At 56.0% G+C, this 11945-nt stretch carries 10 protein-coding genes; 8 read left to right on the forward strand and 2 right to left on the reverse strand.

The window, feature by feature from the left end; translation table 11 throughout:
* Nucleotides 1–414 precede the first annotated feature (414 nt).
* The 4 genes from IE091_RS12570 (at nt 415) to IE091_RS12585 (ending at nt 7679) form a co-directional block, all read left to right on the forward strand.
* The gene (locus tag IE091_RS12570; RefSeq protein ID WP_189463777.1) at nt 415–2085 is read left to right on the forward strand and encodes a methyl-accepting chemotaxis protein; all 1671 of its coding nucleotides are present in this window, start codon (nt 415–417) and stop codon (nt 2083–2085) included.
* Nucleotides 2086–2278: 193 nt separating this feature from the next.
* Entirely contained in the window at nt 2279–3940 is a 1662-nt protein-coding gene (locus IE091_RS12575; RefSeq protein ID WP_229800827.1) for a methyl-accepting chemotaxis protein, read from the forward strand.
* Between the two features lie 251 nt (nt 3941–4191).
* Nucleotides 4192–5865, forward strand: a complete 1674-nt coding sequence (locus IE091_RS12580; protein WP_189463778.1) for a methyl-accepting chemotaxis protein — start codon at nt 4192–4194, stop codon at nt 5863–5865.
* Between the two features lie 158 nt (nt 5866–6023).
* Complete coding sequence (locus tag IE091_RS12585) at nt 6024–7679, forward strand: sensor domain-containing diguanylate cyclase (RefSeq protein ID WP_189463779.1); 1656 nt, start codon at nt 6024–6026, stop codon at nt 7677–7679.
* On the opposite strand, the gene IE091_RS12590 is transcribed toward IE091_RS12585, so the two are convergent.
* Entirely contained in the window at nt 7657–8244 is a 588-nt protein-coding gene (locus tag IE091_RS12590) for a DUF1415 domain-containing protein (RefSeq protein ID WP_189463780.1), read from the reverse strand. The genes IE091_RS12585 and IE091_RS12590 overlap by 23 nt on opposite strands.
* 61 nt (nt 8245–8305) lie before the next feature.
* Nucleotides 8306–8974 carry a GntR family transcriptional regulator gene (locus tag IE091_RS12595; RefSeq protein WP_016914714.1) on the reverse strand — a complete coding sequence of 223 codons (669 nt, stop codon included), beginning with the start codon at nt 8972–8974 and terminating at the stop codon, nt 8306–8308.
* A 215-nt stretch (nt 8975–9189) separates the two neighbouring features.
* On the opposite strand from IE091_RS12595, the gene IE091_RS12600 reads away from it, so the two are divergent.
* From IE091_RS12600 to IE091_RS12615, 4 genes are all read left to right on the forward strand, one after another.
* Nucleotides 9190–9747: a chromate transporter gene (locus IE091_RS12600; protein WP_189463781.1), complete on the forward strand. Its 558-nt coding sequence runs from the start codon at nt 9190–9192 to the stop codon at nt 9745–9747.
* Nucleotides 9744–10274 (forward strand): chromate transporter, encoded by a 531-nt coding sequence (locus tag IE091_RS12605; RefSeq protein ID WP_189463782.1) that lies wholly within the window; start codon nt 9744–9746, stop codon nt 10272–10274. The genes IE091_RS12600 and IE091_RS12605 overlap by 4 nt, the downstream gene beginning before the upstream one ends.
* A 113-nt stretch (nt 10275–10387) precedes the next feature.
* Nucleotides 10388–11368, forward strand: coding sequence for a Bug family tripartite tricarboxylate transporter substrate binding protein (locus IE091_RS12610; RefSeq protein ID WP_229800828.1), 981 nt, complete (start codon nt 10388–10390; stop codon nt 11366–11368).
* A gap of 104 nt (nt 11369–11472) precedes the next feature.
* A complete protein-coding gene (locus tag IE091_RS12615; protein ID WP_039176840.1) occupies nt 11473–11943 on the forward strand; it encodes a tripartite tricarboxylate transporter TctB family protein in 471 nt (156 codons plus the stop codon).
* Nucleotides 11944–11945 lie beyond the last annotated feature (2 nt).

The raw sequence follows: 11945 nt of genomic DNA on the forward strand, positions 1-11945 counted from the left end.
TGTTGGGCATGGCACTGTCTGGGTGAATGGCGATAATGGCTATATTGCCATGCAGGTCAGTGGGTTAGAAGTGCTTCCGGGGGCCGGTCTCACGGATTCAGGTTTATTTATAGCAGCTTTACTTATCTAGATCTTACTTACATCAATGATTATTTAAAATACAAAACGCATCAAAAGACTGTCAAAGAGAAAACTTTAAAAAACTTAAGAAACAATACCGGATGACAACTTATAACATAACAATGTTTATTATTTAATAAAACTTACCATCATACCCTTACTTCACCAAAAACCTAGACATGAATTAAATAACACTGTCAACTTATTTTTAACAATCAAATCAATAGTAAACAACTATCATGTTAATTCCCTCTAATATGCCAATCCAGGCATATGGGAACATGGAGGTTGACTATGAAAAACATATCCGTCAAAAGAATGATAGGAACGGCATTATTAGTACTGCTAGGCATGGTTGTCATTCTCGGAGGCATGGGGATCAAAGAAGAGAGAGAGGCAGCAGAGACACTCACTGAAATTAACCAAATAAGCGCTCAACAGGCAAGTGCTGCCAATAGGTCTGAAACGAACCTCATGGAGGTACGTGTTCGTCTGGAGAGAATGGTGCAGCATTATCGAAACTTGCGACAAGATAGAGCCGAAAACGCTCTTCGTGAAGCACTCCACAGCCTCTCCAGGGCAGATGCCCGTATTCAATCACTAAGCAGTATCGTTTTGACAGAAGGAATCGAAAGACGCCTGCTGATAGACAACATTCTCAGTGCTTATGGGTTCGTTGTGACCGATGCGTTACGTGCAGACCTGAATAATAGCCACTTCGAGGCCATTGAACAGCAGCTAGACCCAATCAATGAAAGATTTTCTCGCTTTAGCGATGCAGTCGAGGAGTTTAATGGCTATGCGATGGATAGAGGAAATCAAGCTCACGCTAAAGCGGTACGAGATGGTCTGATTTTCTCCATTGTCGTTGGCACATTGGTAGTACTTGCTATCAGTCTGTATGTCGTAATGCAGATGACCCTGAACCGTCACCTCATTGCACCATTACAACGAGCGGTGCAGATTTGTGAAAACATTGCCAAGGGCGACCTGACCAGCCATATCGAAGCCCGTGGACGCAATGAGATGGGCCGCTTGTATAGCGCCATGGACGATATGCAGGAGCGTCTGGAAGAGATGATTGGCACGCTGAACCAGAGCAGTTCCGCCGTGGCCAGCAGTTCACAGCAAATCGCCAGCGGCAGTCAGGACCTGGCATCGCGCACCGAGCAGCAAGCCGCCGCCCTGCAACAAACCGCCGCCAGCATGGACGAGATCTCTTCCATCGTGCGCCAGAATGCCGATACCGCAAGCCAAGCGGAGCTGTTGACCCAGGATGCATCACGCAAAGCCGAAACGGGCCAGCATAAATCGCAGCAAACCAGCCAGTTGATGCACGGTCTGGAAGAAAGCTCCAAACGGGTCAATGAGATCATTCAAGTGATCGACTCCATCGCCTTCCAGACCAATATCCTGGCCCTGAATGCCTCCGTGGAAGCAGCCCGTGCAGGCGAACATGGTCGTGGCTTTGCCGTCGTGGCCAGCGAAGTGCGCTCGCTGGCCACCAAAACCTCCAACTCCTCGAAAGAAATTCGCACCATGATCGAAGATATCTCCCAGCGCATCGTGGAAGGAGCCAATCAGGCTCAGCAAAGCGGCGAAAGCATGGAGGAGATCAACCAGGCGATTCTGCGCGTCACCGACATGATGCAGGAGCTGGCCCTCTCGGCCAAGGAGCAGGAAGCCGGCATCAGCCAGATCAGCACCGCCGTCTCGCAGATGGATTCCGCCACACAGGAGAATGTCTCACTGGTAGAAGAGACCAGCACTGCCTCCGCCTCATTGCAGGACGAAGCCTCACGACTGGCCGAGCTGGTCAGCGAGTTCAAACTCAAACGCGCCAGCGAGCACCACGCCAACACCGGACTCCCGCTGTCGGTACAGCGAGCGTTCCAGGTCGCCTCAGCGCCTAAACTAGCATCTCCTACCCACCGCCCCACCACCCCAGAATGGGAAGCGTTTTAACGACCACGTTATAACATCGACTTAAATAATTAAGGGGAGCCTAACATGGCTCTCCTTTTTTATTTTAATCTTTTCACCCTCAAACGCTTTACTATCAATACGACAAAATCTAAAGTCACGCCCCCTATAACTAAAATAAATCTATACAAATCTGACCAAGCAATTACTCTAGGAAAAAGAAATGATCAAGAACATGTCCGTCAAATTCGCAGTGGCGGGGGCCTTGGCTGCGTTACTCATTGCGCTGTTAATCATTGCTGCTGCAGGCATTATTGGTGAGAGAAGTGCAGTACGTAATTTAAACTACGTCAATGAAATAGCGGCTCACCAAATCACCTATATCAATCGTACCGAAGTCAACCTGATGGAAATACGTATCCGTCTGGCGCGCTTTGGTGAGTACTCACGTACTGGTGAACACCAGGCAGCTCAAGAGTCATTGCGTCTGGCGCAAAATGCGTTGGTGTTGGCAGACAGCCGTCTCAAGGAATTACTTAGCACCGACATTCCCCAAGGCGACCCACGCAGCACCCTGTTGAATTCGTTCGAGAGCTTGTTTCATCAGGTTCTCAATAGTGACTTCAGAAGCGACTTGAGCAGTGCCAACGTCAATGCGCTCATGGAGCACCGAGAGCGCATCAATCAACAGTTCGATGCCATCACTGAAACCGTTGGCCTTTTCAACGACTTGGCTCAGGGAGTATCGAACGACGTGATTGCCGATACGGAGCGCTTCAGCCTGTTCATTACCGTGCTGAGCTGTATTCTTATCGCACTGGCTATCGGGATTTACATTTCGGTACAGATAGGCATCAATAAACTGGTCGTTGGCCCCCTAAAGCGGGCGGGTACTGTCTGTGAAAGTATCGCCAAAGGCGACCTGACCAACACCATCGAGTCTCGCGGTAATAATGAAATTGGACAGCTCTATCGAGCATTGCAAAACATGCAGAGCCAGCTGCAAGCCATGGTAGGCACCCTTTCCCAAAGCAGCGCAGCCGTGGCCAGCAGCTCTCAGCAAATCGCCAGCGGCAGCCAGGATCTGGCGTCGCGCACCGAGCAGCAGGCCGCCGCCCTGCAACAAACCGCCGCCAGCATGGACGAAATCTCCTCCATCGTGCGCCAGAATGCCGATACCGCCAGCCAGGCGGAGCTGCTGACGCAGGATGCCTCCAAGAAAGCCGAAACGGGCCAGCATAAATCGCAGCAGACCAGCCAGTTGATGCACGGCCTGGAAGAGAGCTCCAAGCGGGTCAACGAGATCATTCAGGTGATCGACTCCATCGCCTTCCAGACCAATATTCTGGCCCTGAATGCCTCCGTGGAAGCGGCCCGTGCAGGCGAGCATGGGCGAGGCTTTGCCGTCGTGGCCAGCGAGGTGCGCTCGCTGGCTACCAAAACCTCCAGCTCCTCGAAAGAAATTCGCACCATGATCGAGGATATCTCCCAGCGTATCGCGGAAGGCGCCAACCAGGCCCAGCAAAACGGCGAGAGCATGGAGGAGATCAATCAGGCGATTCTGCGCGTCACCGACATGATGCAAGAGCTGGCGCTCTCGGCAAAGGAGCAGGAAGCAGGCATCAGCCAAATCAGCACTGCCGTCTCGCAGATGGATTCAACGACTCAGGAAAACGTGTCGCTGGTGGAAGAAACCAGCACGGCTTCAGCGTCCTTGCAGGCTGAAGCCTCACGCTTGGCCGAACTGGTAGGCGAGTTCAAACTCGAACGCGCCAGTCATCATCAGGCCAGCACCAGGCTCCCACCAGCGATAAAGCGAGCGTTTCAAGCAGCCCCGACACCGGCGTTGGCGTCTCCCGCCCACCGCTCGGCCACCCCGGAATGGGAAGCGTTTTAAGCTATTATCGAGCTTAGAAAACCAAGGGCCCGCACATGGCGGGCCCTTTTTTTATTCAAAAACGATACGTCTTTCTCAAGCTGTTCAATAAAATTATTACAAAATAATTTTTCTATTAAAAATCAAAATCTTATAAAAGTAAAAAAATGTGACGTCCACTCTCATGATGCAACCAAATGTGCCGATAATGAGAAAGCAGGCCTCCCCTACCTGCCCTGACTCGATCCCCTATCGCACCTGAGAAGACCACCATGCGAAATATCTCTGTCAAACACTCCCTGGCAGCGGTGCTTGCCCTGTTGCTGATCGCTCTACTGGCCATTGCCACGACGGGCATTCTTTCCAAACTCAGTGTGATGGAAAGCCTGCGCGAACTGGACGAGGTGGCAGCACAACAAGTTGCCGCGATTAACCGAACAGAAGTCAACCTGATGGAGATGCGCCTGCGCCTGGCTCGCTACACCGCTTATGTGGATGAGGGAGCCACTGGCCAAGCGCAAGAAGCCCTTGAACTTGCCCGTGCCGCATTGGAGCGCGCGGATACGCGGTTCAGCGAATTTACTGCCATTGAAGTGCCTCCCACGGCCATTCGGGCACCGCTGATTGCTGCCATCGTCGATTATTACCCGCGCATGATCAATGATGCCTTTCGCAATGATATGGCGGCGGCCAACTTTACCGGCTTGGCGCAACATCGCGAGCGCTTCAATGCCGAATTCGATACCTTGACCGACTCGATCCGTGCGTTCAATAGCCGTGCGCAGGCGCTGGCTGCCGAAGAAATTGCCCAGGCTGAGCGCTTGCATCATTTAACCTTGATCTTCAGCGGCGCCTTGATTTTCCTGGCCATTGCCCTGTTCATTGGCGTACAGATCGGGATCAATCGAATGATCGTACGCCCCTTGCAGCGGGCCGTTCAGCTGTGTGAAAACATCGCCCAGGGCGATTTGACCAGCGATATCGAATTGCGGGGCAATAACGAGATTGGTCGCCTGTACAGCGCCATGCATGACATGCAGGCCAAGCTGCAAACCATGGTGGGCACCCTGGCCCAAAGCAGCAGCGCCGTTGCGGCCAGTTCGCGCCAAATCGCCGGAGGCAGCCAGGATCTTGCCTCACGCACCGAACAGCAGGCCGCTGCCCTTCAGCAGACCGCCGCCAGCATGGATGAAATTTCGTCCATCGTGCGCCAGAACGCCGATACCGCTTCGCAGGCAGAACGCTTGACCCAGGACGCCTCGAAAAAAGCCGCGAATGGCAAGCAGGAGTCCGAGCAGACCAGCCTGCTCATGCGTGACCTGGAAAGCAGCTCGCAAAAGGTCAATGAAATCATTCAGGTCATCGACTCCATTGCTTTCCAGACCAACATCCTGGCATTGAATGCCTCGGTAGAAGCCGCCCGAGCCGGCGAGCACGGGCGCGGCTTTGCGGTCGTGGCCAGCGAAGTACGCTCGCTGGCCACCAAGACGTCGAACTCCTCGAAAGAAATTCGCACCATGATCGAGGATATCTCTTCGCGCATTGCCGATGGCGCCGATCAAACGCTGAAAAATGGCGAAAGCATGGAGGAGATCAACCAGGCCATCGTGCGGGTCAACGACATGATGCAAGAGCTGGCGTTGGCGGCCAAAGAGCAAGAGTCAGGCATCAGCCAGATCAGCACCGCCATCGCCGAGATGGACTCCGCCACCCAGGAGAACGTCTCGCTGGTGGAAGAGACCAGCACGGCCTCGGCGTCGCTGCAAGATGAAGCCTCTCGACTGGCAGAACTGGTGGCAGCTTTCCGGCTGCATCATTCAACGCAACGCGCCAGCCACACGCTCCCGACGTCTCGCCCGGCTCCGCGGCTACGCCAAGCCGCCACGAGCGCCCCATCATCCAAGCGCCCCACTTCGCACGCCGAGCCGGAATGGGAAGAGTTTTAATCGCCGCCTCGTCCAGGGCGTTCTAGCGGCATCGCGCTATCGATAACCCCATGACGCAGGCCAGGTAGGCCTGCGTCATTGCCCTGCTCTATCGTACAAAAATTAAAATTGCGATAGGGTAGTCCTTTTCCGCTGCTGACTGCCTCCCTGGCTTCCCCATGCCGACACCCTACACTTCGTTACGCCGCCTGCCGCTTCGCACACGCATCATCGGCTTGATTACGGCGCTCGTCTTTACCATCACGCTGTTGCTGAGCTGGGTCGCCTCTCGCGAAGCCGCGTTTCATCTGGAACGTCAGATTGGTGACGCCAGTGCCAACACGGCGTATCAAATGGCAGATAAGTTGAGCCGCAGCATGGATGCTCGCATCAAGGAGGTGCAGTTACTCCTGGGCATTCGTGACGCCATGGGGAATCCCGATGCCCCGTTGACACGCCTCCAACTCGAACAGCTACAGCGCAACTACGAGGTGACCTCATGGATTGGCGTGACCGACGCGCAGGGTATGGTCGTCGCTGCCACAGGAGGCATTCTCGAAGGCCAATCCATTGCGGCACGGCCGGTGTTCATGGAAGGCCGACAAGCCCTCTGGATTGGCGACGTACATGAGGCTGTCCTGCTGGCCCAACTGCTGCCCAATCCCAGCGGCGAGCCGATCAAGTTCGTGGATATCGCGGCACCGCTGCTCAATGGGCAAGACCAGCTACTTGGGGTCTTGGCCGTGCACCTCAGTTGGGATTGGGCGGCACAGGTAAAAGCCTCGATGTTCACCCCCGCCCTGCGTGAACAGCAAACGGATCTACTACTGCTTTCTGAAGAGGGTTCTGTGATTCTGGGCCCCCCTGACCTGCTGGGGGAAACGCTCACGTTTGCCTCGGCAAGTAGCACGATGTCCAGTGCTACTTGGGACATTGAAACCTGGCCCGATGGGAAAGATTACGTGACGGGCATGGCCCCTAGCCAAGCATTTGGCGCTTTTCCTGGACTGGGGTGGAGCGCCATTAGCCGTCAGCCAGTAGAGGCGGCCTTCGTCCCTGTGGCCCGCTTACAAGAGCTCATTCTAGGCACCGGTTTACTCATGGCGCTGATGTTTTCAATTATCGGCTGGATTCTGGCGGCTCGCTTAGTGGCCCCGTTAACGCGCCTGGCCCGTTCAGCCGATCATATTCAAACGGCCCAAAGCCGCTGTGCCATCGAGATCGAAACGGGCTCACCTGAGCTGGAGCGCCTCTCCACCTCGATCCGCAAAATGGTCGAGCGCCTGCAGGACCAGCACCAGACCATCAATCAACTGGCGGACCTGGTGAATACCGACCCATTGACCGGCTTGCCCAATCGCGCCTTTCTGAATCAGTACTTGCAGCATGCCCAGCCGGAGGCCCAACGCCAACAGCAGAGCCTGGTCATGCTGATGTTCGACCTGGACGGCTTCAAGAACGTCAACGATACACTGGGGCATCATGCGGGTGATCTACTGCTGATCGAAATCACCCAGCGTTTGAGGGCTACCTTGCGCAGTGGTGATGTGGTCGCCAGGCTGGGCGGCGATGAGTTCCTCATGGTCATCAAGAGCACTCCAGAAAACAGTCACTCTCTGGCCGAGGAAGTAAGCCAGCGCTTACTCACTCAAATCGCACTGCCTATCGAATTGCCCGGCAACATGACCACCCAAGTCGGTTGCAGCCTGGGCGCTGCGGTGTGGCCTGAGCATGGCATGGACATTCAACAGGTCATACGCCATGCCGACAACGCACTGTATCAGGCCAAGCATCAGGGCAAACATCGCCTGGTCATTTATCGACCTGATCAGTAAAACAGCGCTGCCACTGCTGCTCCAGCGCGTCCTGGCCCATCTCGGTGAGGTAAGTGATGTTGCGTTCCGGAATGGCCGCCGTATCGCCGTAGAACTCGATGGCTTTTTCCACGCTGGCTTCGCGTAATACGTGGATCATCGGGTACGGCGAACGATTGGAGTAGTTGGCAGCCTCGTCGGGGGCGGCATCGGCGAAGCAGTAATCGGGGTGGAACGTCGCCAGTTGATACACGCCCTCATAGCCCAGCTGTTCCAATAGCTGTTCCGCCAGTTCCACGAAGTCCAGGTAGTGGTCGAAGCTTTTGAACAGCGTGGGAAACACCAGCAGGCTGGTTTCTGCCTCTGGGTGGGCATCCAGCCACTCGAACTCGGCGACCAGCTCCTCCAGCGCAATATCCACCTTTTTGGAGCGCACGACTTCCACACGCACCGCCTCGCGCTCCAATTCACGCTTGGCAAAGGGGCAGATATTGTGCCCGACGATGAAGTTGGCCACCCAAGTGAGCGTCTGGGCAACGACCAGGGCATCGTCAGCGTGATGCGAAGCAGAGGAAGCGGTATCCATAAAGCTATTCCTAAAAACGATTCTTAAAAACGATCCCTAACACTCTTTTGGAACCCAGCCATCAGGCATGCTGGTGGTATCGCGCCAGCGCGACTTCGTAGGATTTGTGGATATGGTCGTCCATTAATGCCCGCGCAGCAACCGCATCTCGTTTCAGGGCAAGCTCTACCAGCTGATGGTGCTGATCGTCCAGTTCCTGACGGATGGTGGGCATTTTCGGGCCTAGCCGACGGTAGCGATCGAACTGGTCGTGCAACTGCTCGATGAAGCGCAGCAGCCACACCGAACCGCAGGGCGCCACCAGCGTGCGGTGAAACTGGGTGTGCAGTCGCTCCCACTCTTCTACCTTGTCCAGTGTGAGGTCCGCGCGTTTGAGGCGGTGTGCCGCCGCCAGTAGATCGGCTTCCCATACCGCATCTCCGTGGGCAATGGCACGCTCCAGCGCCATGCCTTCGAGCTCGGTGCGCATCCGAGCAATGTCGTCCAGCTCTTCTCGGGAGAGCTTGGGTACTCTGAAGCCACGCTGATTCTCCTGAATCAGCAGGCCATAGGCTGCCAGCTTGTTCAAGGCTTCACGTAGTGGGCTCAGCCCCACCTGATACTGCTCCTTGAGCGCATTGATGGCCAGCTTCTCCCCTGCCGCAAAACGCCCCGCGACCAAATCACGGCGCAAAACGTCGTAAATGGAGCCAGGCACTTTCTCTGCGGAGAGCTGAATATGTTTGTTCATTACCGAGTCCTCAGGCAGGTTTTTCTCTGCATCGGTTGGCGAAGATGATGAGACCAAGTGTTGACGCCCCTCGACAGGCTCACCTATATTCTATTTTAGACAAGATAATCGATTTTTTAACCTACAAACGATCAAAGAGTCATCCGCATGCCATTCGACCCCGCTTCGGCCTTTGCCACGCCGTCCTCGAAGACGTTTACACAGGCGTTCGACACATGAAACAAACCGCGCTCTTCTGGGCTTTTTTCAGGGTGGGCATTTTTGGCTTTGGCGGTGGCCCCTCCATGATACCGCTGGTGCATGCAGAAGCCGTGACACGCCACCAGTGGCTCACCGACGAGGAGTTTGCCGATGTACTGGCGATTGGCAATACCCTGCCGGGTCCCATTGCCACCAAGATGCCAGGCTACATTGGCTACCGCGTGGCGGGCATCAGTGGGTGCGTGCTCTCCGTGCTGGCAGTGGTGTTGCCCATGCTGATCGCCATGGTCGTGATGCTGGGTGCTTTCAGTCGCTATCGCGACATTGGCTGGATACAGGGCATGGGGCAGGCCGTGATCCCGGTGGTGATGGTCATGATGGGCCAGCTCACCTGGGATTTCTTCGATAAATCACGCGCCGCGCTGGGCTGGCTGGTGAGTATTGTCATGGCCGTCGTCGCGGGTGGCGTCATCTACTGGCTTGGCGTTCACCCAGGCTTCGTCATCGGCGCCATTCTGCTGGCAGCGCTGCTGCGGCCAAACCGCCAAGCGCGCTCGAAGGAGGCCGCATGATCTACTGGGAGCTGTTTCTGGCGTTCTTTATTCCCAACATCGTGGGTTACGGTGGCGGGCCGGCCATCATCCCGCTCATCGAGGCAGAAGTGGTTGGCCGCTACGGCTGGATGAGTTCGCAGGCATTTGCCGAAACCCTGGCCCTGGGGAACGCGCTTCCCAGCCCTATCGCCACCAAGATGGCGGGCTATATCGGCTATGAAGTCGCCGGCCTGGGAGGCGCCGCCGTGGCCGTGGCCGCGACGGTGGTTCCTTCCCTGCTGCTGATGATCGGGGCACTGGGGCTGCTCTACCGCCACCGTGAATCGCCCAGGGTCAAGCGCATGAGCCAGTGGGTACGCCCGGTCATTGCCATCATGATGGCGTGGCTCACGCTCAGTTTCCTGCTGGAAAGCACCGCCAGTAGCGGTATCGTCCACACCCTGATCATCGGTATCGTCGCGGCTATCGCCCTCGTACGATTCAACACCCACCCCGCTTTCGTTGTCATCGGCGCACTGGTTTATGGAGGGCTCTTTCTGGGCTGATCTTGACGTTTCACTGCATACAACAAGAACCCGAAATGGGACCACGCGCTCACCCTGTCACTGCTGAAAAGCAGTGGCCCACCGCACCAACTCAATCAAAAAAGGTGTATCACATGACGCGTTCGACATTTGCTCTCAGCACTACCCTGGCAGCCATTGGCCTCAGCGCCAGCATGGCGTTCACTTCCAATGCCTTCGCCGACTACCCGGAGCAGGACATCCGGTTGGTTATCCCCTATGGCCCTGGCGGCGCCACGGACATCATTTTCCGGTTGATTTCCCAGGAGGCTGAACAGCACCTTGGCACATCCATCGTCCCCATGAACATGGCTGGCGCTGGCGCGACGCTAGGTTCGCGTAACGTCAAGGATGCCACGCCTAACGGCTATACCCTGCTGGGTAGCCATGACACCATTGCCCTTTCCAAGCTGGCAGGAATGGTCGACTACTCTTACGATGCCTTCGAACCGATTGCCCTGCTGACGCAAACCATCAATATCCCCACGACCTATGCCGGGCACCCGGTGGAAAGCGCTGCCGACATCGCCGAATACGTGCGTGAGAATCCAGGCCAGGTGCGCTTCAGCATGATCCCCAGTTCGACGGACCACTTCTTCTGGGCACAATTTTTCCAGGAGGCCGGGATCGATATGGCCGATATCCGCCTGGTGGGTTACCCGGATACCGGCGAGCAGGTCTCTGCACTGATGGCCCAGGAGATCGACTTTGCCATGTTCAATCTTCCGTCCGGGGGCGCCTTCTACCAGGACGGCACCTTTGTGCCGCTAGGCATCGCTCACCCCGAGCGGCTGGACAGCTTGCCTGACGTCGCCACCCTGCGAGAACAGGGCATCGACATGGACCACTCCACCAGCCGCGGCATTTTTGCGCCCAAAGGCACTCCTCAGGAAATCCTCGACACGGTGGCTGCCGCGTACGGCCAAGCGCTGGAAAACGAACAAGTGCAGAGCCGTATCGAGAATGAATTCGGGTCTGTGGTTCGCTTCCTGGCAGGCGACGACTATCAAGCGTTTTTGACGGAGAACGAGGCAGCGCTATCTGCGGCAGCTGAAAACATCGATTTTCAGAACTGATCGACTCGCAGAGAGCTGTTTCATCACGTACTGACGCTTTATTGGTCTCACTCTGTCATTGGCCCCTGCGGCAAGCACCCCAGGGGCCTGTGGAGGCATCGCTAATGCTAACGCTTACCAAAGACCGCGCACTGGCGCTGGCGCTGCTCTTGATCGTGGCTGTCATGTGGGTGGAGTCGAGTTCCATCAGGCCCCCCACCAGTTGGCAACCCTATGGCTCAGCGCTCTTTCCGCGCATATTGCTGGTCACCATTGCCCTGCTGTCACTGGTGCTTCTGGTGCGCACCTTTTTTTCCCCTGCCACGCCGCCCCCTTCGTGGTCGGCAGCGGTCTCTCACTGGTTCAACCGGCGGAAATCGGTACTGGCACTTTTTGGGATCTTCGGGCTGTACGCCGCCCTGCTTCCCGTACTTGGGTACATCGTTGCCACGATGGGGTTCATGGTGGCCTCGCTGGCGCTGCTGCTAGGTATGGACTCGCGACGCAAGTGGCTGATCAATCTGGGGATCAGCGGCACGCTGGTACCGTTGGTCTATATCATTTTCCGCTATGGCCTCAAGGTCTGGCTCCCCTAACG

The sequence above is a fragment of the Vreelandella hamiltonii genome, assembly GCF_014651775.1.
In the GTDB taxonomy this organism is placed as follows: domain Bacteria; phylum Pseudomonadota; class Gammaproteobacteria; order Pseudomonadales; family Halomonadaceae; genus Vreelandella; species Vreelandella hamiltonii.